Source organism: Flavobacterium soyae (genome assembly GCF_045348165.1).
GTDB lineage: Bacteria > Bacteroidota > Bacteroidia > Flavobacteriales > Flavobacteriaceae > Flavobacterium > Flavobacterium soyae.
In genome coordinates, this window is record NZ_CP150845.1 from 1,214,380 (window position 1) to 1,240,439 (window position 26,060).

The following is a 26,060-nucleotide window of genomic DNA, read 5'->3' on the forward strand; positions in this document are numbered from 1 at the left end:
GACAACTTATTAAATAAATTACCAGAATTTAACGTACAATGCTACGATAATCAGTAATGTAATTACAATTAAAACTGTAGTTTGTGGTTTTACTTTAAACATTTCAGAGTCTATTTCAAACGCTTTTGGATTTACTTTTGGCCCGGCAAAACTGATTCCGATCATAGCTAACATCGTAAAGAAGAACGATAATCCCATACATATGTGGAAAGGAATTTCGAATGCTCCTTTTCCGTTAGGATAAGCAGTATATAATAATGTCTCGTTTCCAAATAACATTGGAGCATATTCGTTGAATAAAACAGATAAAACAAATCCTAAAATTACTCCAACGATAGCTGCAGTTCCAGTAGTTCTTCTCCAGAACATACCAAGGAAGAACATTGCAAAAACTCCAGGGCTGATGAATCCGGTATATTTTTGAATGTAAGTGAAACCACCAACACCGCCAATTCCAAGAATATCATTCCATGTAAACAATACAGCTAAAAGCATTGCAGCAAAAACGGCAATCCTGCCAATATTTACCTGCTGTCTTTCGCCAGCTTCTTTTTGGATGTATTTTTTATGAATATCTAAAGTATAAATAGTCGAAATACTGTTTACTTTTCCTGCTAATGATGCTACGATTGCAGCAGTTAAAGCAGCAACAGAAAGCCCTTTTAAACCTGTAGGTAAGAAAGTCAATACAGCAGAATAAGCGCCATCTTTTCCTCCAACTAATTGAGGTAAATGTCCGTCTTTATATAAAACGAAAGCAGCAATACCAGGAAGCATTACGATTAACGGCATTAATAATTTTAGCATACCAGCAAATAAAATTCCTGTACGTGCTGTTTGTAAATCTGCACCAAGTGCTCTTTGTGTAATGTATTGGTTACATCCCCAATAGTTTAAGTTGATGATCCAGATACCAGCAAGGTAAGACATCAAACCAGGGAAAGTTAAATATTTATCAATTTCAAGCTGAGTTGAAGTCGCTGTAGGTTTTGGAATAATCATTTTAAAGTGCTCCGGAGCTTCTCTCATTAAAACTTTGAAACCTGCAATTGCATTTTCGCCTACGCCAAAATACTGCCCAACAGTTGTTAATGCAATATATGAAGTTACCAATCCGCCAATGATTAAAACGGCAACCTGAATAACATCTGTATACGCTACAACTTTCATTCCTCCAAGAGAAATAAACAAGGCAAAAACAGCTAAACCAACCATAATTACGTGAAGATATTCTCCTCCTGCAAGACCGTTAATAGCAACTGCACCTAAATATAGAATAGAAGTTAAGTTTACAAAAACATATAAAAACAACCAAAAAACAGCCATAATCAATGCAGTCGATTCGTTGTAACGTGTTTTTAAGAATTGAGGCATAGTATATATCTTATTTTTAAGATATACTGGAATGAACCAAACAGCTACAATAATTAAGGCAACAGCAGCAAGCCATTCATAAGCAGCAACGGCGATTCCTAAAAAGAAACCTTCACCACTCATTCCGATGAATTGTTCTGCTGAAATGTTTGATGCAATTAATGAAGCTCCAATTGCCCACCAGGTTAAGTTTCCTTCTGCAAGAAAATACGCTTTAGCATCGTGTTCGTCTTGTTTACGTTTGCGATAAATGGTGTAACCGTAGACAGATACTACGATAAAATAGATAATAAAAACCGCATAATCTGCGAGAGTGAGGTTCTGGTTCATTGTTAATAGTATTTTAGATAATTGTTTAAGTTAAAATTTGAAATTAATATTTATGTGGTTTAATGTGTTTAAAAATGAAATATGTGTTTTTATTCTGTTATTTTTTTATTAAAAAAGCGAAAGCCAAATTTAAAATAAAAACTTAAAAAACAATCATTTTAAATGTATTATTTACATTTATAAACAGAGAATTCTGTTAAATTTTAAACTACAGAATATTGTAGGGAAATTTTAACCAATTTTTACTGCATTTTTATAATGTACTTCTGCCTGCTGTCTTAAAATTTCGGCACTTTTTTCAGGAGTAATGTCTCTTTGCGATTCTCCCATCATTTCGTAACCCACCATGAATTTTTTTACAGTTGCTGAACGAAGCAATGGCGGATAAAAATGCATATGGAAATGCCACTCCGGGTGATCGAAACCGTCTGTTGGCGCCTGGTGAATTCCTGACGAATACGGAAATGAAGTGTTGAATAAATTATCGTATTTGATTGTTAACTGCTTTAAAATTTTGGCGTAAGCCGAAACTTCCTCAGCACTAAAATCAGTGATTTTACTAATCGCTCTTTTGCTTACAATCATTGTTTCGTAAGGCCAGATTGCCCAAAACGGAACTAATGCAACAAAATGTTCATTTTCGATAACGATACGGCTTCCAACTTTTAATTCGGCCTGAACGTAATCTTCAAGAAGTGTTCTTTTATTTTTATCGTAATACGATTTTAAGCTGTTATGCGTTTTTTCAACCTGAGTCGGCAATGAAGACTGCGCCCAGATCTGCCCGTGCGGATGCGGGTTGCTGCAGCCCATAACACTTCCTTTATTTTCAAAAATCTGAACGTGGTTGATATATTTAATATTCCCTAAATCAGTATATTCTTTCTGCCATGTTTTTACAATGCTTTCAATATCCGAAACTTCCATTTCCGGCAGCGTAAGATCATGTCTTGGAGAAAAACAAACCACTCTCGAAATTCCCTGTTCTGGTTTTGCCTTAAAAAATGTATGTTTAATATCTTCTTCAAAAATGATTTCATCCTGTTTTAAAGCAGCAAAATCATTGTCGAAAACAAAGCTGCTTTTGTAGGCAGGATTATTTACTCCGTTTGCACGAACATTTCCCGGACATAAATAACATTCGGGATCGTGTTTTGGGAGTGATTCTGTAGAAATGGATTCATTTTGCCCTTGCCACGGACGTTTTGCACGATGAGGTGAAACCAAAACCCATTCATTAATTAAGGGATTAAAACGTCTGTGAGGATCTTCGTTAATGTCAAAATTTTTCATTGCGTTGTGTTTGGTATTAAAGTAATGTCGTTCCGTTTGAGATTTTTACATCATAAAATTTTAATTCAATCCCAAATGTATCTAAATAAAGATTTGAAAACTTACTTTTTACCTGATTTTCATGTCCTTTTTTAATTAAATTTATAGTACAGCCTCCAAAACCGCCTCCCATAACGCGAGAACCAATGATGGCATCATCTGCTTTTGCAGTATCTACAAGCATATCTAACTCGGCACAGCTTACTTCATATTCCTGCGATAAACCATAATGCGTTTCAAAAAGCAATTGTCCTAAAAGTTCTATATCTCCTTTGTCCAGCGCTTCGCAGGCTTTTATAACTCTGTTAATTTCTTTTACAACAAAATGAACTCTTTTAAAAACCGTTTCGCTCATTTTATCCTGAATGCTTAAAAGCTGCTCTTCAGAACAATCTCTAAAACTTTTTACTTCAGGAAAATTACTTTTAATAATAGCTAATCCTTGTTCACACTCAATTCTGCGCGTATTATATTCAGATGTAAAAAGAGAATGTTTTACATTACTATCCATTAAAATCAATGAATAATCTTTAAAATCGGCATTATGATATTCAAAATCAAGCGTATTGCAATCCAATTTTATTACTTTATTTTCAAGACCGTGAACACTCGAAAACTGATCCATAATTCCGCAGTTAATACCAACCCAGTGCTCTGCTTTTTGTCCTAATAATGCTATGTCGACTTTCTCGATTTTTAGATCAAAAAGCTGTTTAATTCCGAAAATCATTCCGCATTCTAAAGCGGCAGAAGAAGATAATCCCGAACCTACCGGAATATTACTGCTGAAAACACAGTTGAAACCGTCAAACGAAAATCCGTTATCCTGCAATTGCTTGATAACGCCGCGAATGTAATTCGTCCAGACAACATCGCTCAGTTTTATTTCCTGAGTTAAATCAATTTCAAATTCTTCATTTAAATCTATTGCAATTACTTTTGATTTTTTTGAATTGTTTTTTTCAAATGCAAAACAAATCACTTTATCAATTGCAGCCGGCAGAACATAACCGTCATTATAATCAATATGTTCTCCGATAATATTAATCCTTCCCGGAGAAAGCACCACTTTTTCTGGCTTAGAGCCAAATGATTTCTCAAAAAAAGAAGTAGTATTTTGTATTAAAATGTCATTCATTATATTGGTAATAGGTAGTTAGTTTATATTTTCAAATTTGTAAATAGTTTTCTGAATATACTCTTCGTTTTTTTTCAAAATAGAATTTGGAAAATGTGCCTGATTTGGAGCATCTGGAAAATTTTGAGTCTCAAAGCAAATACCGCTTGTTTTATGGTAAACAACATCGTTTTTTCCTTTTAAAATATCAAAACAGTTTCCGCCTACATATATGTGTACACTTGGCTGATTGGTATAAACACTCATTTTTAAATTGTTTTTTGAGCTGAATAAAGCTGCAACAGCATTGTTTGACTGCTCAATCACAAAAGAATTATCTATTGAGGCCGGACAACTTTTAGCGGATCTAAAATCAAATTCATGATTTGTAAGATCGATAAATTTACCAGTTGGAATATTCTCGTGGTTTGTCTCTACTATTTTTTCGGCATCAATAAAAACCGTCTGATTTAAAACACTTCCATCGTGTCCGTCCAGATTAAAATAACTGTGATGCGTTAAATTTATAATAGTATCCTCTGTTGAAACCGCTTTATAATCTAATTTCAGTTCATTGTCTTCTGTCAAAGTATACGTTAAATCAACGTGTAATTCTCCCGGATAATTTTCATCTAAATCTTCACTTATAAGACTAAAAGTTATCGAAGGATTTTCACCTATAGTTTGATTCGTAACATTCCATACTTTTTTTCCAAAACCATTATTTCCGCCATGAAGCGAATTCCCATTATTGTTTTTAGTCAATTCATAGGTTTTTCCATTTAATGAAAAAGTTCCTTTATTAATTCTTCCCGCATAACGTCCAACGGTTGTTCCAAAATAAGGAGCACTTGGCAGCAAATAAGATTCTAAATAAGAAGAAACAGAATCAAAACCTAAAACAACATCAATAAGATTTCCGTTAGAAACAGGAACTTGTAAAGACGTTACGGTCGCTCCATAATTTGTAATCTGAATTTTCATGCCTTTTTTATTCGATAATTCAAAAGAAAGAATTTCGCTGTGATCTGGCATCAAACCAAAAGATTTAGAATTATAAGTTTCCTTTAAATGCGATTTATGTTTTATTTCCATGTAAATTTTGCCAAAAGTGAAATTCAAAAATAAAAGATTTCTTTGTTTTTGCATACCAGTACCTACCAGTTTTTGTATATTGCACAAAATTTATCTTTTCCTATGAATATAATTTCGATTCAAAACAACATTGGTCTTCCAAAATATAAGCAGATAATTCTTTCAATAGAAAAAGCAATTGAAGAAGAAAAATTAGTAAAAGGCGACAGGCTGCCATCAGTAAACAAAGTCTGTCTGGCGTTTTCATTATCGCGCGACACAGTTTTACTGGGTTATGATGAACTCAAAAAAAGAGGGATTATTTATGCCATTCCCGGAAAAGGATATTACGTTAAAAGCGTTGAAATCACTATAAAACAAAAGATTTTTTTGCTTTTTGATGAACTTAATATTTTTAAAGAAGATATTTATAACTCCTTTTTAAACAGCATTGGAAAAAATGTTCAGGTCGATATTTTCTTTCACCATTTTAATAGTCAGGTTTTTCAAAAGCTGATAAATGACAGCAACGGCAATTATACCAAATACATTTTGATGCCTACAAATTTAAAAGATATTGTTGCTTCGATAAAAACCCTACCAGTAGGTGACGTAATTATACTGGATCAGACTAATCCAGATTTGAAAATATATCCGGCAATTTATCAAAATCACCAAAAAGATATTTTTGAAGGACTGCAAAGGGGAAAAGAGCGATTGCGCAAATACAAAAAACTGATTTTGATTTTTCCGGGTTTTCGCGAACCGCTGGGAATGAAATTGGGTTTTGAAGATTTTTGTGCTGAATATAATTTTGAATCTGAAGTTATTGCCGAATTTACTAACAGAGAAATTACTGCGGGAGATTTATATATAATTCCGAATGATCGGGATTTAGTTCGCGTAATCGAAAACGCCAGGGATAAAAACTTAAAACTCGGATCTGATTTTGGAATTATATCCTATAATGAAACACCGCTGAAAAAAATTGCCGCCAGCGGAATTACAACTATTTCTACACATTTTGAAGCAATGGGAAAAATCCTGGCCGAAATGGTTCTTAAAGGAAAAAAAGAACAAATCGAAAATAAATCATCTTTGATTATGCGTAATTCTTTGTAATGAGCCGGCAAAGAATTTTAGCAAAGAGATTGTTTATATTACAACAAAACGGCTTTTGGTTTAAAAAATCTATTAGTAAATTAATAAAAAAAATAAAAAATAATTTCTTGTTTTTGGAAACATATTTTGTTTACATTTGCAAATGTATATTTCACACTTATTAATTTGTTTTAGCGATTAATGTTCATAATGATTGCTTAAAAGAAAGGTTAAAAAGATAATAAATAATTTTGTTTATTTTTTTTAATAGTAGTTTTATTGAAGAAAAAACCCTGAAAATTGTGGATTTCAGGGTTTTGTTTTTTATAGATATTGCCACAGATTAAAAGGATTCACACAGATTTAAAAAAATCATTTTAATCCTTTTAATCTGTGGCTAAACTTAAAATCTACAATCTGCGTGAGACTTTTATAAATTCAATACAAAATCGTTTAAAAGTTTCTCTTCATACTTTTCTTTATTAAAAGTATATAAATAAGATCCTTTTCTGGACGACTGCATGTCTTTTTCATCCAGTTTATTCAGAATTTCAAGAGAGTTTATTTTACTGATAAAGTTTCTCTTATCTAATTCTTTGCTTAAAATTGCTTCGTATAGTTCTAATAGCTGGCGCATAGTAAATTTTTCCGGAAGCAGTTCAAACCCAATAGGTTTTATCGAAGTTTTGTAACGAAGTCTTTTTATGGCATTTTCAACCATTTCGTTGTGGTCAAAAATTAAGTGCGGCGCATCGTTTATAGGGAACCATTCTGCATGATAATTTTGAATTAGTTCTGCATTGTGGTTTTCGATATTAATCAAAGCAAAATACGAAACCGAAATTGTTCTTTCGACGGGGTCACGATCAATTTCACTGTAAGCATATAACTGCTCCATATAGATATCATTCAAACCTGTATATGTATTTAAAATTCGGATAGCAGCATCATCTAAAACCTCATCACGTTTTAAAAAGCCTCCAATTAAAGACCATTTTCCTTTTTCAGGTTCAAAGTCTCTTTGAATTAAAAGTATTTTTAAACCGTCATTGTCGAATCCAAAAATAATGCAATCTACCGCTAGTAAAACCTTATCGACAGAGCTATAACTGTTTAACATATTCAATATTTTATTGGTAAAGATATAAACTTCCTCAAATGTTTCATAATTTATTAATGTAGATTTTACACTTACACAAATAACATTTCAAAAATAGAGTTAAAAAAATCACTTTTTGCACAAAAATAACATTCATTTTTCTTTTTTAAGATTTTTTTAGGTCAAAAACAGGATGATACAGGATAGTTTTTTAAAGAAAAGCCAAAAACAAGAAACTTTTAAATAGGTATTTATTTACAAAAACAAAGGCTTAATAGAATTTAAGTGATTAAAAAACAACTCATTTATACCTTCTTTCATGCTGTTGTTTTTTTGATTAAAAATGGGCTTTTTGATTAAAAGTGTATTTTTTACACAAATAACTTGTAAAAATTACCTTTTTTTTGAAAAAAACCTCAATTTTTTAAATGTTAATAATACACTTAATTTGTGATATGTGTTTTTTTTTAGTTATTTTTTTATCATATTAATTTGTTTTTCAGTCTTTTTTTTATTTAAATTTACAAATGTAATATTAACACTTATTTACTAACCACAAAACCAACCTTAAACAAACAGTATGATAACAAACCAACAATTAATTTTTTACAGCAATTTTTTATTGCCAAAAAAAGACTGGATTTTAGCAATCTGCATGCTAATATTTTCTGTTAATCAAATGTCGGCTCAAGGCAAAACGATTAGCGGAGTTGTTACTTCGGCACAAGACAATCTGCCTTTGCCGGGGGTAAACATCTTGATAAAAGGAACCAAAACAGTTGCCACAACTGGATTTGACGGAGAGTATTCGATTAAAGCATCTTCGACAGATGTTTTAGTTTTTTCATTTATAGGATTTCAAAATCGTGAAATCTCAGTAGGAAATCAATTAAAAATAAACGTAGCATTAGGCGAGGACACAAACAAATTAAATGAAGTAGTTGTTATTGGTTACGGAACTCAAAAGAAATCTGATTTAACAGGATCTGTGAGTGTCGTAAATATGGAATCGGCTAAAAAAACGGTTACATATGATGCCGCCAAAATGCTTCAAGGGCAGGTTCCGGGTGTAACAGTACAATCATCAGGAGAACCCGGAGGATTTGTAAATATCAAGATTAGAGGTATAACTTCATTCACTAATAACAATCCTCTTTTTGTAATTGACGGTATTATGGTCGATGCTCCTTTCGATTTTGCGCCGGGAGAAATTGAATCGATGCAGGTTTTAAAAGATGCTTCTTCGGCTGCTATTTATGGTGTTCGCGGTGCCAATGGAGTTGTAATTATTACAACAAAAAAAGGTAAAGCAGGCCGAATGGATGTTAAATTCAAATCAATCGTGGGACTTCAGAATGTAGCTAAAAAATGGGATGTTACAGATCGTGCGGGCTATCAAAAAATTACCAGCGAGGCCGAAAGAAACAGGGACATCAGAGCTGGTGTTCCGGTAAGTATTGCACCGGGAAATGATCCTAACAGCCCTTCATATATTACAAATGTAAACACAGACTGGCAGAAAGAAGCGTTACAAACAGGAGTTGTACAAAATCAGGCTCTTACACTTAACGGAGGTGCAGAAAACATAGCATACAGTTTTAATATAGATTATTTTAAAAACACCAGTTATGTTAAAACACCTCAGGATTATGAGAGACTGTCAACTAATTTGAATTTGAATGGTAAAAAAGGAAAATTTAAATATGGTATAAAAATGGCCTATACACAATCTGATAAAGAAATTTTTAATGAATACAATGCGGGACAAACCGTTATCAGCGACATTTTAGGCGCGGTTCCAACAATGCCTGTTTATGATTCTAACAGATTGGGCGGATACGGCGGTACAGATAACTTAACGCAAAGAGCAATCTCAATGAACCCGATTGGTTATAATAATTTGATTACCAACAACGGAAAAAGAAACCGTTTTATTGGAGATGTTTGGGGAGAACTTGAGATTGTTAAAGGTCTTAAATATAAACTGGATGTAAGTTACGACAGAACAGACTGGGAAAACAGAAAATTTATTCCGCCAAGTGATTTAGGCTGGTACTATATTACTACAAATGACGAAGCTTCTTTAGATGTAGAAACAGGTAATGAGTTAAGAACTTTTGTGAATAACTTATTGACTTATGAAGTTTCGCTTGGAAAACATAAAATTGACGCTCTTGCAGGTTGGATTCAGGAAAAAAGAGACTATCACAGATATAATTCAAGAGGTGTAGGTTATACGCCAGGAGAAATTCCGATGCTTCAATATGCTGATGCCAGAAATGCAAGTGAGTATAAATTTACAATTGCAGGAATCTCATACATCAGCAGATTAAACTATAATTATGATGACAGGTATTTATTGCAGGCAAATTTTAGACAAGACAGAACTTCTCTTTTTAGTGAAATAAATAATTCTGCAAACTTCTATTCATTTTCAGGAGGTTGGAAAATTAGTAACGAGAAATTTTTACAATTGCCAAAATGGGTAAGCAACATTAAACTTCGTGGAGGTTATGGTACAATTGGAAATAATACAATTCCTCAGTACTTTTTTGCTTCGACAGTAAACAGTTTTGCCGGTTATGATTTTAATAACTCGCTTGCTCCGGGAACAACTGTGGTTGCTGCACTTGATCCGAATGTACACTGGGAAAAAACAACTAGTAAAAATATCGCATTAGAATTAGGATTTTTAGACAATGACTTACAGTTTACAGCTGAGTATTTTAATAAAAAAGTTACTGATATGTTGGTTGGAGTGCCATTGCCATTTTCTACAGGGGCTTTTCCTGCAAATATTACAACGAACGCAGGTGATATGAAGAATTCTGGTTTTGAATTTACAGCATCATATAGTAATCATCATAATAAATTTAAATATGATATCTCAGGAAATTTTGGAACGTTGAAAAATGAAGTTACTAAAATTGGAGTGAATTCAAACCCACTTTATGGAGCAGTTTCAAAAACAGAAGTAGGAAGATCTGTTGGTGAACTTTTTGCATGGGAAGCTATTGGTATTTTCCAGAATGCAGCAGAAGTTGCAGCTTCTCCAACACAAACAGGCGCAGCTCCCGGCGATATTAAATTTAAAGATGTAAACGGTGATGGGGCAATTACAGATGCCGACAGAACTTTTCAAGGGGTATCAATTCCTAAATACGGTTTCGGAATGAATTTTAGCGCTTCTTATGCCAATTTTGATTTCTCAATGTTCTGGCAGGGCAGCGGCGGAAATAAAATTTTCAATGCCATGTACCGTAATTTGATGATTGGGCAATATACAAACCACCACACAGACGAATTGAATTACTGGACACCTACAAATACAAATACTAACGTTCCGGCCCCGGTTATTGGTGATCCTAATGGAAATTCAAGAGACTCAAACCGATTTATTGAAAGTGGTGATTATGTAAGATTACAAACCATGGAATTGGGATATAATATTCCTCTAAAAGACAAATTTATTGACAAGGCAAGAGTATATCTTAATGGACAGAATTTATTGACGATCACAAAATACAAAGGCTACGATCCTGATTTTAACAGTGACGGACTACTTTCAAGAGGATATGATGCAGGATCTTTTCCAAATCCAAGAACAATTTCTTTGGGTGTTGAAGTAAATTTTTAACTAGCCTAACCAACTAAAAACGTATTAAAATGAAATATAAAATATTTAACTATATAGCAATTTTCTTTTCATTGGCTGTTGTAACAACCAGCTGTGTTGATAATGAAGATTTGACCCAGATAGACCCAAATAATGATGCAGTCGATTCGTTCTGGAAAACAGATCAGGACGCTCTTGAAGGTGTAAATGCCGCTTACGGAAGTTTATTAACAGATGGTACTTACATGAGAAGTACACCATTATTACTAGACACAAGAGCAGACGACGCACGTACAAATAGCCCATGGGGTTCGATGTATAATGTTGGACATTTTAACTCAAATGTAGCTGATGCTGCTATTTACGGATGGGCTTTTGAAACCTATTATCAGGGTATTTATCGTGCCAATCAGGTTTTAACAAATGTCCCTGATATTGAATTTGAAGATGCAGCACTCAAAAACAGAATTTTAGGCCAAGCCTATTTTTTAAGAGGACTGTATTTATTTCATGCGGTAAATATGTTTAAAAATGTACCAGTTCCTGTAGATGTTGGAGTATATCATCCACAAAAAACAAATGAAGAAGGCTGGGCTCAGGTTATTGCTGATTTTAAAACCGCAGCTGAATTACTGCCTAATTCTTACGTTGGCATTACAGGTCTGGATGCAGGCCAAAAAGGACGTGCCACAAAAGGTGCCGCTTTAGGATATCTGGGAAAAGCATATTTATTTACTAAAGATTTTACAAATGCCAGAACTGCTTTTAAACAAGTAATTGATTTAGGAGTTTATTCTTTGGTTTCAAACTACCGAGACAATTTTACAACAGCAAACGAAAACAATTCAGAATCTCTTTTTGAAGTACAATTCAGCAGAGATGCCGGCGGTGTAGATTTAGGCTGGGGAGGTGCTCCCGCATCTGGCTGGGGGAAAACTTCTGCCCGTGCGATTACTTATGCACCAAGGGCTTTTGGATGGACAGATGTGCAGCCAACATGGGCATTATTTAACGAATTTCAGGAAGAAAAAACAAAAACAGGAGAAGTTGATCCCCGTTTAGATGCCACAATATTTTACAATAAACCGGGAACAAAATTATATGGAAGAGATTTTGCTGCTTTTTATGCCTCAAGCCCAGGAGATTTAAATGATTTGTTCTGCAGAAAATACCAAAATTCTGACGGTGAATTTGCAGACGAATACGACTGGCGTTCGGGAATTAACGAACGATTGTTAAGATATGCCGATATACTTTTAATGTATGCCGAAACTTTAAATGAAACAGGAGATACACCTGGAGCATACGCATACATTCAAATGGTTAGAAACAGAGTTAATCTGCCGGATTTATCAGTTACAAAACCGGGAATGAGCCAGGACCAGATGAGAGAACAAATTGGACACGAAAGATTTTTAGAATTTCCTCTGGAAGGCCACCGTTTTGATGACATACACCGTTGGGGATGGCTGCAAAACCCTGCAAAATTAGCATGGCTGAAAGCAAGAGATGCCGAGTTTAATTCGTATACAGCAGGACGTGAATATTTTCCAATTCCGCAGTTAGAAATGGACAATAATCCGGGAACAAAACAGAATGACAGTTATTGAGTTTTCAGTCTCAGTCCCAGTCTCATTGTAAATTGTGATTGTAAACTGAGATTAAGAATATATTTGAGTTAGTTAGAATACTTAATATCATATGGCAGATGAATAATCTGTCATGTGGTATTATAAAAAGAAATGAGATTACAAGATTAATTATTGAAACAGTAACTAAAAATTATAAAAAATGAAAACAATTGCAAGTTTGGTTTTATTCGCAATATTATTAGGAAGTTGTCAAAATGAAGATGTTATAATCCCTTCGAATGAGAGTACGGCAGCTGCTGCAGAATCTCAAAATTCTCAGGTAAAAAATCTAACAGCTAAAACAGTAAGCGGAAATGTTCCGTCTCACGATCCTAGCACAATTATAAAAAGCGGAGTTAATTATTATGTTTTTACAACAGGAGATAATATCCCTATGACCTATTCAACAAATTTAACAAACTGGACTTGGGGAACCTCGGTTTTTACGTCAACCCCAAGCTGGATTACAGGATATGTACCTGGTTTTACCAAAAACTTTTGGGCTCCTGATCTGGCATGGTTCAACAATCGCTGGAATATGTATTATTCCTGTTCTACTTTTGGATCTGCTACTTCTGCAATTGGTTTGGTTACCGCGCCTGCTATTTCTCAAAGTGCCGGAACAACCTGGACAGACCGCGGAGTAGTAGTTTCTTCGTCTTCATCTTCAGATGTAAATGCTATCGATCCTTCTATTTTAGTTGACGGAAGCAATGTATATATGGCTTACGGTTCCTGGCATGCCGGAATTGGAGTAATCCAAATTAACCCTTCAACAGGAAAAACTACCGGAAGCAAAACGATTGTTGCCGGCGGAAACAGCGCTTCATGGGAAGCGCCTTGTCTAATAAAAGAAGGGAGCTACTATTATATGTTTGTAAACAGGGGAACCTGCTGTAATGGTGTAAATAGCACCTATTATATTGTAGTAGGCCGTTCGACAAGTCCGTTTGGACCTTTTGTTGATAAAAACGGAGTTTCTTTAAAAAGCGGCGGCGGAACTACAGTTCTGGCTGCACAAGGAAATTACATTGGCCCGGGTCATTTGTCAAGAATCACTGGAACTCAAAAGGGATCTGTTCATTATTATGATGGAGCCGATAATGGAAATCCAAAACTCGAAATCGTATACTTTACATGGTCATCAGGATGGCCGACACTTTCTTATTAAAAATACTATTCAGAGGAAAGTTTCCTAAAAACTTTCCTCTGTTTAACTTATAAATACATTATGAAAAAAGCACTTTTAATCTCCTTTCTTATTGCAGTTTGTAATCAGGCAGCTTTCTCCCAAAACGCGACGGTTGTCACTATAAAAAATAATACAGATGCCCCAACAATCAACAAAAATATCTACGGACATTTTGCAGAACATTTGGGACGTTGTATTTACGGCGGTTTTTTTGTGGGAGATACATCAAAAATACCAAACACAAAAGGAGTTAGAAATGATATTATTACAGCTTTAAAAGATTTAAAAATCCCAAATTTAAGATGGCCCGGAGGCTGTTTTGCCGATACCTACCATTGGAAAGACGGAATTGGCCCAAAAGAACAAAGACCTACAATTGTAAACCAATGGTGGGGAGGTGTAACAGAAGATAACAGTTTTGGAACACACGACTTTTTAAACCTTTGTGAAGTATTGGGAGCCGAACCGTATTTGTCTGGAAATGTAGGAAGCGGAACTGTTCAGGAATTATCAGACTGGGTTCAGTATACCAATTTTGGAGGTAAAAGCCCAATGAGTGATTTACGTAAAAAGAACGGAAGAACAGAACCTTGGAAAGTAAAATTCTGGGGAATTGGTAATGAAGCCTGGGGCTGCGGCGGAAACATGACAGCAGATTATTATGCAGGCGAATACCGCAAGTTTACAACATTTATGTCTGACTGGAATAATACCGGCAGTATTACCCGTATTGCGTCAGGAGCAAATAGTGCCGATTATAACTGGACTGAAGTTTTAATGAAAAACATTCCGCTAAATATGCTTGGCGGAGTTGGGGTTCATCATTATGCTGTAATTGACTGGGGTAAAAAAGGAGACGGAGTTAATTTTTCTGAAGAAGAATATTTTAAAACCATGCAGTCTGCCTTAAAAATGGAAGAACTGGTTACAAAACATGCTGTCATAATGGACAAATACGATCCTGAGAAAAAAGTGGCTATGGTTGTAGACGAATGGGGAGGCTGGTATGAAGTAGAAAAAGGAACAAACCCAGGATTTCTATATCAGCAAAATACTATGCGTGATGCTGTTTTAGCCGGAGCAACTTTAAATATTTTCAATAATCACGCAGACAGAGTTCGTATGGCAAACCTGGCGCAATGTGTTAACGTTCTGCAAGCTGTAATTCTTACCGATAAAGCTAAAATGATTGTAACACCAACGTATCATGTAATGAAAATGTACAGTGTTCACCAGGATGCAAAATTATTGCCAATCAGTTTTCAATCACCGTTGTATACTGTTAAAGGAGAGACTCTTCCTGCAGTATCCGTTTCAGCATCAAAAGATAAAAACGGAACCGTTCATATATCAGTAGTAAATGTCGATGCCAAAAACAAAAACAAAATAGAAATTGACACAAACGATCTTGGAGTTAAAAACTTTACAGCAGCAGTTTTAACATCGGCAAAACTGCAGGATTATAATTCATTTGATACACCAAATAAAATTGTACCAACAGTTTTTAAAGGTTTCGAAAACAAAAAAGGAAAACTTGAAATCACCATTCCTCCTTTCTCAGTAATTGTTTTAGAAGGAAAATAAAAAGATAAAAAGATGAAAAAATCAAATTCTATTTTAAAAATTGTTCCTTTCATCGGATTTTTGGCGATGGCTGTTTTATCAAGCTGTTCCAAAGATGATCCGGCGTTAGAAACACCAGATCCTGATCCGGTTACGCCGCCTGTGGTAACACCACCGGCTTTTCCCGGACCAACTTATGCAGATAATTATACGGCAATAGCAAGCTGGGGAAATAGAACACAATGGAATTTAGCCAATGTACACGATCCATCAGTAGAAAAATCCGGAGATTATTATTATATGTACCAAACAGATGCTTCTTATGGAAATGCGCATGAGGGTAACGGACATTTTTTCTACAGAAGATCAAAAGATTTAATCAATTGGGAGTTCATGGGGCCTTCTATGACTCAGGCTCCGGCTTGGGTAAAAGATTCCTTAAATAATAAAAGAGCGAGAATGTCTCCGGCACTTCCACCAATAGAAAATCCAAATTATGGATATTGGGCACCTTGTGTACGCAAAGTTGGAAACATCTACAGAATGTATTATAGTATTGTAGTGACCAATCCAATTGTGGGAACAGATACGAATACTTCTTGGACTGAACGTGCTTTTATTGGCTTGGCCGAAACAAATGATTTAGCTTCAAACAATTGGACAGATAAAGGAATGGTTGTCTGCTCAGAACCAGACGGTGTAAAAAGTTATGTTCGAAACGGAGGAAACGATTGGGATGCGTATTTTAAATTCAATGCAATTGATCCGAGTTTTATCGAAACTCCGGCTGGAGAGCAATATTTAATTTACGGTTCCTGGCATTCCGGAATTGCTGCTTTAAAACTGAATCCAACAACAGGAAAACCAGATAAACTAAAAACGATCGACGATTACGGAGTAAGAATCGCCGGACGCGGAAATGTAAATACAAACCGCTGGCAGGCACTCGAAGGCCCAGAAATTATGTACAATCCAGATACGCAATATTATTATCTATTTCTGGCTTATGATGAATTATCAGTGGCATACAATACCCGTGTAGCACGTTCAAAAAACATTTTAGGGCCGTATGTTACTAATACCGGAATCAGTATTACAAACGGTGCAGAATGTTACCCAATGTTAACGCATCCGTATCAGTTTAAAAATCATACAGGCTGGGTTGGATTTTCACATTGTGCCGTTTTTCAAAATCCAACAACCAAACAATGGTTTTATGCTTCGCAGGCTCGTTTGCCGGAAGGCGTAGCCGGAATCAACGTTTCAAATGCAGTAATGATGGGACATGTTCATGGTATTCAGTGGACAGAAGACGGATGGCCGGTTGTAGAGCCGGAACGCTATGCAGGAGTTCCTACAACTACAATTGCAGACGCAAGTTTAGTGGGAACCTGGGAACAGATTACGATGAATTATCAATACAAAACCATGCAGAAATTAGTTACGATTTATTTAACTGCCGATAAAAAAGTAAGCGGTGATATAACGGGAACCTGGTCGTATGATGCTGCTAAAAAAATTGCAACCATAAATGGAGTTAAATGTAACGTAGTTGATGCCTGGGATTGGGAATCAGCAACAAGAAAAGTGACTTTAAGTTACACCGGAATAAACAGCGCAGGATTAGCAGTTTGGGGCAAGAAAATAAATTAAAAGATATGCCAGATTTCACAGATTAAAAGGATTAAAAAATCTGCGTGAGAAAAATAAGCCACGAATTTCACGAATCTCCACAAATTAAATTCGAGAAAATTAGTGCAATTCGTGGCAAAAAAACAAAGCCAAAGATTAAAAACAAATCATTTTAATCCATTTAATCTGTGGCAAAAAAATATCAATAAAAAATGAAAAACCTATTTACAAGCCTTTTCGTTTTGCTTTTATCGATTGCAGGAACTGCCCAGTCGATAAAGACAAATAATCCCATTATTAAAGATAAATACACCGGAGATCCCGCAGCATTGGTTTACAAAGACAAAGTCTATTTATACGCAGGTCATGACGAAGCACCAAATGATTTTCATTTCTATAAAATGAACGAATGGCTGGTATATTCTTCATCTGATATGAAAAAATGGGAATCGCATCCCGTACCCTTAAAAGTAACCGATTTTAAATGGGCAAAAAGCGACGCATGGGCTTCGCAGGTAATTGAAAGAAACGGAAAATTTTATTGGTATGTAACAGTAGAACACGGTTCTGCACCAGGAAAATCAATTGGCGTTGCCGTTTCAGACAGCCCAACAGGACCCTTTAAAGATGCATTGGGAAAAGCCTTAATTACAAATGATATGACCAAATTTTCTAATATAAGCTGGGACGATATCGACCCAACAGTTTATATCGATACTAATGGACAAGCTTATTTGTTTTGGGGAAACACGGCTTGTCATTATGCCAAATTAAAAGAAAACATGATCGAACTTGACGGTGAAATTCAGCATATAGAATTACCCCATTTTACCGAAGCACCGTGGATTCACAAACATAAAAACTGGTATTATTTGTCTTATGCCTATGAATTTCCTGAGAAAATTGCCTACGCTATGAGTAAATCGATTAACGGACCATGGGAATTTAAAGGAATTTTAAACGAAATAGCAGGAAACAGCAACACCAATCATCAATCGATAATAGATTTTAAAGGACAATCGTATTTCATTTATCACAACGGAGCATCGATTCCCGACGGAGGAAGCTTTAGAAGATCAGTCTGTGTCGATAAATTATATTATAACAAAGATGGAACTATGAAACGTGTCGTAATGACATCAGAGGGAATTCAATGATTAGTGTTCAGTATTCAGATTTTTAGTGTTCAGTCGCAGTTTTCAGGTTTTAGAGGAAGTATTTAGTCTCAGCTTATATGATCTAAAAGTTTTCAGATAAAATCAAACTTAAATTTCTTATATAACTTATATGGTTTACAAAAACATAAAATATGTACTTTCTGTTCTAATCTTCTGGGTTGGTTTAGTTTCGTATGCGCAGGAAATTGTAGTACACGATCCCGTTGTCATCAAACAAAAAGATACTTATTATTTGTATTGCACCGGAAACGGAATCAGTGTTTTTAGTTCAAAGGATTTAAAAAACTGGAATCCCGAACCACAAGTTTTCAAAGACAAACCAGTTTGGGCAGATGGCGTTGCAGCCGATTTTAAAAACCATATCTGGGCACCGGATATTTCATTCCATAATAATACGTATTATCTGTATTATTCAGTTTCGGCTTTTGCTAAAAATACTTCAGCGATTGGTGTTGCGACGAATACAACATTAGATCCAAAAGATAAAAATTACAAATGGATCGATCAGGGAATTGTCATCCAATCACAGCCCAATCGTGATATGTGGAACGCTATTGATCCCAATTTAATCTTTGATGAAAACAATACACCCTGGCTGGCTTTTGGTTCTTTTTGGGAAGGATTAAAAATGGTAAAACTAAATCCCGATTTAAAGTCGATAGCACACCCTCAGGAATGGCATACAATTTCAAAACGTAAAAGAACTTTTGAATTGGCCGATTCTGATCCAGGAGACGGCGCGCTCGAAGCTCCTTTTATCTTTAAGAAAAACGGATATTATTATCAATTTCTTTCCTGGGATTTATGCTGTCGCGGAGAAAAAAGCACTTATAAAGTTGTAGTGGGAAGAGCTAAAAATGTAACCGGACCTTATCTCGATAAAGACGGAAAACCACTAAACGAAGGCGGAGGAAGTTTAGTCGTTCAGGGCGATGAAAATTACTTTGGCGCAGGCCATAACAGCGCTTATACATTTGATGGGAAAGATTATATTTTTTACCATGCCTACGAAAAGAAAACCAACGGAACGCCAAGATTAGTAGTAAAAGAAATGCAATGGGACGCAGATTTTTGGCCGATTTTAAAATAGAATATCCAAAATAATGAAAAAATATAATTTACCAATAGTAACGATTTTCATGTCACTTTTGATTTTGATTTCCTGCAAAGAAACCAAAAACGATGTGGTGCAGTCTACTAAAACTTCGGCCTTAAAAGCAGGTTATGAAATAGAACCTGTTAATATTCAAAATGTAAAATTGACAGATTCATTCTGGCTGCCCATTATAAAAAGAGTGCAGGAAGTTACGATTGCTTACGCGATTCAGAAATGTAATGAAGAAGGACGTTTCGAAAATTTCTTAATTGCCGGAAAACAAAAAACAGGAGAAGTTCGCGGGCAAATGCCTTTTGACGATACGGATGTTTATAAAATTATCGAAGGCGCATCAAACACTTTAATTTCAGCTCCAAACCCGAAGCTTGAAAAAGTGCTGGATTCCCTAATTGCCATTGTAAAAATTGGTCAGGAAAAAGACGGTTATTTAACCACATGGAGAACCATAAATCCGGCAAAACCGCCAGCACCTTGGGTTCCCGTTATTGAAGGAAAACGTTGGGAATCATTGCAAATTAGCCACGAATGCTACAATGCAGGACATTTAATTGAAGCAGCTGTTGTGCATTATGAAGCAACTGGAAAAAGAAATTTTCTTGATATTGCTATCAAAAATGCCGATTTATTAGTGAAAACTTTTGGCGATAAACCCGGTCAGGTAAAAGGAGTTCCCGGACATCAAATTGTAGAAACTGGATTAATCAAATTGTATCAAATTACTGGAAAAGAAGATTATCTAAAATTGGCAAAATATTATTTAGATAATCGCGGAAATCCGAACAATCATAAATTATATGGCGAATATGCGCAAGATCATATTCCGGTTATACAGCAAAATGAAGTTGTTGGTCACGCCGTAAGAGCCGTTTATATGTACGCTGGAATGACAGATATTGCCGCAATGACAAAAGACAAAGGTTACACAGATGCTGTAAATAATTTGTGGAGCAATATGGTCAACAAGAAAATGTATATCACTGGCGGAATTGGTTCGAGACACGACGGAGAAGCTTTTGGAGCCAATTATGAATTGCCAAATTTAACCGCGTACAACGAAACCTGCGCTGCAATTGGTGATGTATACTGGAACCACAGATTGCATAATTTATACGGAAAATCACAATATTTTGATGTGATCGAAAGAACCATGTACAATGGTTTAATTTCTGGAATTTCATTAGATGGAAAAGAGTTTTTCTATCCGAATGCTTTAGAAGCTGATGGTGTTTTTAAATCAAACAGAGGTTCCTGCACACGTCAGGCTTGGTTTGACTGTTCTTGCTGCCCAACTAATTTAATTCGTTTTATTCCGTCGATTCCGGGACTTATTTATTCAAAATCAAAAGATGTTTTATATGTGAATTTATATGCTTCAAACAACGCATCTTTTACTTTAGGAAAAACTGATTTACAAATTTCACAGCAAACATCTTATCCTTGGAACGGAAAAATAGCAATCTCAGTAAATCCAAAAAAAGAAAGTCAATTCACAATCAAACTAAGAGTTCCGGGCTGGGCAAGAAATGAAGTTTTGCCGGGAGATTTATATTCTTATAAAAAAGCTTCTACTCAAAAAACAACCATTAGTTTGAATGGAGAAACATTAACAATTCAGCCACAAGATGGTTATTTCGTAATCTCAAGAAATTGGAAAAAAGGAGATAAAATCAATCTTAATTTTCCAATGGAAGTTCAGGAAGTAGAAACGAATGCTAAAGTAGAAACCAATAAAAATAAAGTCTCTTTAGAATATGGCCCAATCGTTTATGCTGTAGAAGAAATTGACAACAAAACCAATTTCGATAAAATAAATGTAGCATCTGGAGATACTTTCAAAGTAAAAAAGGAAGCAAATTTATTACAGGGCGTAAATGTTATCGAAAATTCAAAATTCAAGGCAATTCCATATTATTCTTGGTCAAATCGCGGAGTTGGGAAAATGAAAGTTTGGTTGGACTATAAGAACTAAGATTCTATTCCCGCAAGGTTTCCAAAACCTTGTAGGTTTAATTTTTAAACTTAAGGAACTTAATAATACCTACAAGGTTTTGGAAACCTTGCAGGAGAACAAAAAATTAAAAATCCGTTTTTATCCGCGTCATCTGCGTGCCGTAAAAACACATTAAATACAAAAAAATGAAGTCCAAATTAATTACCAAAATGACCCTTTGCGGAGTATTGCTGAGCAGTTTTTTCGTATCGGCACAAAAAAACAATCTTCAGGTTGATGCATCCAAAACCATCACCAAAATTCAACCGACGATGTACGGAGTGTTTTTTGAAGACATCAATTTTGCTGCCGATGGAGGTTTATACGCCGAAATGATTAAAAACAGATCGTTCGAATTTCTGTTTCCGATGATGGGGTGGAACGAGCCAAACAGCGACCGCCATAAGCTAAACCAACAATCTGGAATTGCAGCTGTAATTCAATATTCTAAAAAAGGAACCAATCACAATTATTGCAGAGTTACGGTTAATGATGCAAGTGGTTATCAATTGGTAAATGAAGGTTTCAGAGGAATGGGAATTAAAAAAGACCTGAAATACAATCTGTCTTTAAACGCATCAAAAGTATCTGGAAACATTTCGAAAATTAAATTTCAGTTTATAGACAAAGACAACAAAGTTTTGGGAGAAACTTTGGTTGTTCCAACATCAGCAGATTGGTCAAATTATACCGCACAATTAATATCAAATGCAACAGAAGCTAAAGCCAAACTGAAAATCACTTTTGAAGGAAACGGAGTAATCGATCTGGATAATATTTCATTGTTTCCTGAAGATACCTGGGCGGGCAGAAAAAATGGACTTCGTAAAGATTTAGTACAATTATTATACGATTTAAAACCGGGATTTTTGCGTTTTCCAGGCGGTTGTATAGTTGAAGGAAGAACATTGGCAGAACGTTATCAATGGAAAAAATCAGTAGGAAAAGTAGAAGAAAGAGAAACGGCAGTAAACCGTTGGAATATGGAATTTGCACACAGACCTGCACCGGATTATTTCCAGAGTTTTGGTTTAGGATTCTTCGAATATTTTCAACTTTCAGAAGATATTGGTGCTTCTCCGCTTCCAATTTTAAGCTGCGGAATGGCGTGTCAGTTTAATACAGGACAATTAGTTCCCATGGATCAGTTAGATCCTTATGTGCAGGATGCATTAGACTTAATCGAATTTGCAAATGGCGGAGCAGAAACCGCATGGGGAAAAGTTAGGGCAGATATGGGGCATCCAAAACCATTCAACTTAAAATTCATTGGAGTTGGAAATGAACAATGGGGACCAGATTATATCGAGCGTTTCAAAGTTTTTCAAAAAGCTATTAAAGCGAAATATCCAAACATTACAATTGTTTCAGGAACAGGGCCATTTCCTGACGGAGATTTTTATGATTATGGTATGAAAGAATTGAAGCAGTTAAATGCAGAAATTGTTGACGAACATTATTATAAAGACCCGGCCTGGTTTCGTAAAAATGTAACACGTTACGATAGTTATGACCGAAAAGGTCCAAAGATTTTTGCCGGAGAATACGCAGCGCAAAGTGTAGCAATTGCAAGTCCGGATAATAAAAACAACTGGGAATGTGCTTTCTCTGAAGCTGCTTTTATGACCGGAATGGAACGTAATGCTGAGGTTGTTCAATTGACATCGTATGCGCCTTTATTAGCTCACGTAGAAGGATGGCAGTGGACGCCGGACATGATTTGGTTTAACAATTTACAATCGTACGGAACCCCAAATTATTATGTTCAAAAATTATTCTCAAATAACAAAGGAACAGATTTAATCAACATTACAAAAGACGGAAAGGCGGTTATTGGGCAAAATGATTTGTTTGCTTCTGCGGTAAAAGATGTAAATTCTAAAGAAGTAATTCTGAAAATCGTAAACACATCGGCAGCATCTCAAAATGTTTCAATTGATGTAAAAGGAGCAAAATTAGACTCAAAAGGAACAGCAGTAATTTTAAAGGGAGAAGGAATAAATGATGAGAATTCATTTGAAAATCCGACTAAAATCAGCCCAAAAGAAAGTGAATTTAAGGTGTCTGGGAATAAAGTTCAATATGATTTTCCGGCCTATTCAGTTACAGTTTTGAAAATTAAGATGAAATAATCTCAATACAATAAATGTAATGTTAACATTTATTTTTTGTTTTGATCTTAAACTATTGTTTTGATGCATTATTTGTAAAAATTCAAGAGCTATATTTTATTAAGTGTTTTTTGTACACTTATAAGTTATTTATAATTATATTTGTCATTATTTAAAATTAATTTCGAATGAAAAATTACGTAATAGGATTAGACTACGGAACAGATTCTGTTCGTGCGGTGCTTATCGATACTGAGAATGGACAGGAATTAGCATCTAATGTTTCTCATTACAAAAGATGGAAAAACAAACAATATTGTGACGCATCTATAAATCAATTTCGTCAGCATCCTTTGGATCATATCGAAGGTTTAGAAATCACAATTCAAACCGTTATAAAAGAAAGTAAAGTTGATCCAAAATTGGTACGAGGAATTTGTATCGATACAACTGGATCTTCTCCTGTTCCCGTTACAAAAGATGGAACGCCATTAGCATTGACAAAAGGATTTGAAGAAAACCCAAATGCGATGATGGTTTTATGGAAAGATCATACTTCTATAAATGAAGCAAACGAAATCAACGAACTGGCAGTAAGCTGGGGCGGAGAAGACGTAACAAAATACGTTGGAGGAATTTATTCATCAGAATGGTTTTGGGCAAAAATTCTTCACATTGCTAGACAAGACGAAGCGGTTAGAAATGCAGCCCACACTTGGATGGAGCACTGCGATTTAATGACGTATTTGTTAATTGAAGATAAAGATTTAAAAACCTTCAAAAGAAGTCGTTGTGCTGCAGGTCATAAAGCAATGTGGCACACAGACTGGAACGGATTGCCACCAGTCGAATTCTTAGAAAAATTACATCCGTATTTAGCACAGCTTCGCGGAAACTTATATGATGAAACGTATACATCAGATTTAGTTGCTGGAAATTTAAGCAAAGAATGGGCAGATCGTTTAGGACTTTCGACAGAAACAGTTGTAGCCGTTGGAACATTCGATGCGCATTCTGGAGCAGTTGGTGCTAAAATTGAAGAGAATACTTTAGTTCGTGTTATGGGAACTTCAACTTGTGATATTCTAGTTGGTTCTTATGATGAGGTGGGAACAAAAACTGTTCGCGGAATCTGCGGACAAGTTGATGGTTCGGTTATTCCAGGCTTTATCGGATTAGAAGCAGGACAATCTGCTTTTGGTGATTTATTGGCTTGGTACAAAGAACTATTAATGTGGCCGACAGAACATTTATTAGGTTCTTCATCTCTTTTAAATGAAACTCAAAAAGAGCAATTAAGAGAAGAATTCAGCGATAAATTAATTGTTGAATTAACGAAAGAAGCAGAGAAAATTCCAGTTTCAGAAAGTCTTCCAATCGCTTTGGACTGGATCAACGGAAGAAGAACGCCAGATGCCAATCAGGAAGTAAAAAGTGCAATTTCAAACCTTTCTTTAGGAACAAAAGCGCCGCATATTTTTAAAGCTTTAGTAAACGCAATCTGTTTTGGAGCGAAGAAAATTGTAGATCGTTTTGAAGAAGAAGGAGTAAAAATCGACAGCGTTATAGGAATTGGAGGTGTTGCCCGTAAATCTCCTTTCATTATGCAGACTTTGGCTAACGTTTTAAACAAACCAATTAAAATTGCAGCTTCAGACCAAACTCCGGCTTTGGGAGCAGCAATTTATGCAGCAGTTGCCGCCGGAATTTATCCGAACGTGATCGAAGCAAGTCAAAAAATAGGAAGTGATTTCGACGGAGAATATTTCCCTCAATTAGATAAAGTAGCGGCGTATAATAAATTGCTGATTGCTTACGAACAATTAAGTGCTTTTGCAGATCCAAACCTTAAAATATCGCAACATGAGCTCTCTTTATAAAGATTTAAAACAAGAATGTTATGAAGCCAATATGCAGTTAAATGCATTGAATTTGGTAGTGTATACTTTTGGAAATGTAAGTGCCGTGGACAGAAAAAATGGTGTTTTTGCCATTAAACCAAGCGGTGTTCCGTATGAAGATTTAAAGCCGGAAGATATTGTAATTGTCGATTTTGACAACAATATTATTGAAGGAACCATGCGTCCGTCATCAGATACCAAAACGCATGCTTATTTATACAAAAACTGGCCAAATATTGGCGGCGTTGCACATACACATGCAACCTACTCTGTTGCTTGGGCACAGGCTCAGCAAGATATTCCAATTTTCGGAACCACGCATGCAGATCATTTAACAGCCGATATTCCGTGTGCGCCACCGATGGCAGATTCTCTTATTGAAGGAAACTATGAACACAATACAGGAATTCAGATTTTGGACTGTTTCAAAGAAAAAAATCTTTCTTATGAAGAAGTCGAAATGATTTTGATAGGAAATCACGGTCCATTTGCGTGGGGAAAAAACGCGGCAAAAGCAGTTTATAACAGTAAAGTTCTGGAAGTTGTGGCAGAAATGGCATATCTGACTTTGCAAATAAATCCAAAAGCACCAAGATTAAAAGACTCATTAATTAAAAAACATTACAACCGCAAACACGGAAAAGATTCGTATTACGGACAGTAGCGATTTTAGATTGCAGATTATTGATTTAAGATTTTAGA

The 26,060-nt window shown here is 35.3% G+C and carries 17 protein-coding genes; 12 read left to right on the forward strand and 5 right to left on the reverse strand.

All coding sequences use genetic code 11. From position 1 onward, the window contains the following. Positions 1–18: 18 nt before the first annotated feature. From AABD74_RS05415 to AABD74_RS05430, 4 genes are all read right to left on the reverse strand, one after another. A complete protein-coding gene (locus tag AABD74_RS05415) occupies positions 19–1,704 on the reverse strand; it encodes a sodium/sugar symporter (protein ID WP_232679560.1) in 1,686 nt (561 codons plus the stop codon). 231 nt (positions 1,705–1,935) lie between these two features. Then, complete coding sequence (locus AABD74_RS05420; protein WP_232679558.1) at positions 1,936–2,997, reverse strand: UDP-glucose--hexose-1-phosphate uridylyltransferase; 1,062 nt, start codon at positions 2,995–2,997, stop codon at positions 1,936–1,938. Positions 2,998–3,013: 16 nt separating this feature from the next. Further along, entirely contained in the window at positions 3,014–4,174 is a 1,161-nt protein-coding gene (gene galK / locus AABD74_RS05425; protein ID WP_406844902.1) for a galactokinase, read from the reverse strand. 18 nt (positions 4,175–4,192) lie between these two features. After that, positions 4,193–5,248 (reverse strand): aldose epimerase family protein, encoded by a 1,056-nt coding sequence (locus AABD74_RS05430; RefSeq protein ID WP_406844903.1) that lies wholly within the window; start codon positions 5,246–5,248, stop codon positions 4,193–4,195. 102 nt (positions 5,249–5,350) lie between these two features. On the opposite strand from AABD74_RS05430, the gene AABD74_RS05435 reads away from it, so the two are divergent. Next, positions 5,351–6,349 (forward strand): GntR family transcriptional regulator, encoded by a 999-nt coding sequence (locus tag AABD74_RS05435; protein WP_232679552.1) that lies wholly within the window; start codon positions 5,351–5,353, stop codon positions 6,347–6,349. A gap of 409 nt (positions 6,350–6,758) precedes the next feature. Here the strand turns inward: AABD74_RS05435 and AABD74_RS05440 are convergent, their stop codons facing one another. Next, positions 6,759–7,448, reverse strand: coding sequence for an NrtR DNA-binding winged helix domain-containing protein (locus AABD74_RS05440; protein WP_232679550.1), 690 nt, complete (start codon positions 7,446–7,448; stop codon positions 6,759–6,761). 559 nt (positions 7,449–8,007) lie between these two features. Here AABD74_RS05440 and AABD74_RS05445 point away from each other — a divergent pair. The 11 genes from AABD74_RS05445 (at position 8,008) to AABD74_RS05495 (ending at position 26,022) form a co-directional block, all read left to right on the forward strand. Beyond that, positions 8,008–11,064: a SusC/RagA family TonB-linked outer membrane protein gene (locus tag AABD74_RS05445; protein WP_406844904.1), complete on the forward strand. Its 3,057-nt coding sequence runs from the start codon at positions 8,008–8,010 to the stop codon at positions 11,062–11,064. A gap of 29 nt (positions 11,065–11,093) precedes the next feature. Next, complete coding sequence (locus AABD74_RS05450) at positions 11,094–12,653, forward strand: RagB/SusD family nutrient uptake outer membrane protein (protein WP_232679546.1); 1,560 nt, start codon at positions 11,094–11,096, stop codon at positions 12,651–12,653. 181 nt (positions 12,654–12,834) lie between these two features. Continuing rightward, complete coding sequence (locus AABD74_RS05455) at positions 12,835–13,845, forward strand: arabinan endo-1,5-alpha-L-arabinosidase (RefSeq protein ID WP_406844905.1); 1,011 nt, start codon at positions 12,835–12,837, stop codon at positions 13,843–13,845. 60 nt (positions 13,846–13,905) lie between these two features. Then, on the forward strand, positions 13,906–15,450 hold the full coding sequence (locus AABD74_RS05460) for an alpha-N-arabinofuranosidase (protein WP_232679544.1): 1,545 nt from the start codon (positions 13,906–13,908) through the stop codon (positions 15,448–15,450). A 12-nt stretch (positions 15,451–15,462) separates the two neighbouring features. Continuing rightward, positions 15,463–17,082, forward strand: coding sequence for an arabinan endo-1,5-alpha-L-arabinosidase (locus AABD74_RS05465; RefSeq protein WP_406844906.1), 1,620 nt, complete (start codon positions 15,463–15,465; stop codon positions 17,080–17,082). Between the two features lie 191 nt (positions 17,083–17,273). Continuing rightward, the gene (locus AABD74_RS05470) at positions 17,274–18,218 is read left to right on the forward strand and encodes a glycoside hydrolase family 43 protein (protein ID WP_406844907.1); all 945 of its coding nucleotides are present in this window, start codon (positions 17,274–17,276) and stop codon (positions 18,216–18,218) included. A gap of 130 nt (positions 18,219–18,348) precedes the next feature. After that, positions 18,349–19,329, forward strand: a complete 981-nt coding sequence (locus tag AABD74_RS05475) for an arabinan endo-1,5-alpha-L-arabinosidase (protein WP_232679538.1) — start codon at positions 18,349–18,351, stop codon at positions 19,327–19,329. A 13-nt stretch (positions 19,330–19,342) separates the two neighbouring features. Continuing rightward, a complete protein-coding gene (locus AABD74_RS05480; RefSeq protein WP_406844908.1) occupies positions 19,343–21,325 on the forward strand; it encodes a glycoside hydrolase family 127 protein in 1,983 nt (660 codons plus the stop codon). A 167-nt stretch (positions 21,326–21,492) separates the two neighbouring features. Then, positions 21,493–23,478, forward strand: coding sequence for an alpha-L-arabinofuranosidase C-terminal domain-containing protein (locus AABD74_RS05485; protein WP_406844909.1), 1,986 nt, complete (start codon positions 21,493–21,495; stop codon positions 23,476–23,478). Between the two features lie 167 nt (positions 23,479–23,645). Further along, positions 23,646–25,337 (forward strand): ribulokinase, encoded by a 1,692-nt coding sequence (locus AABD74_RS05490; protein WP_406844910.1) that lies wholly within the window; start codon positions 23,646–23,648, stop codon positions 25,335–25,337. Further along, positions 25,321–26,022, forward strand: coding sequence for an L-ribulose-5-phosphate 4-epimerase (locus AABD74_RS05495; RefSeq protein ID WP_232679530.1), 702 nt, complete (start codon positions 25,321–25,323; stop codon positions 26,020–26,022). The genes AABD74_RS05490 and AABD74_RS05495 overlap by 17 nt, the downstream gene beginning before the upstream one ends. The last annotated feature ends 38 nt before the right edge of the window (positions 26,023–26,060 follow it).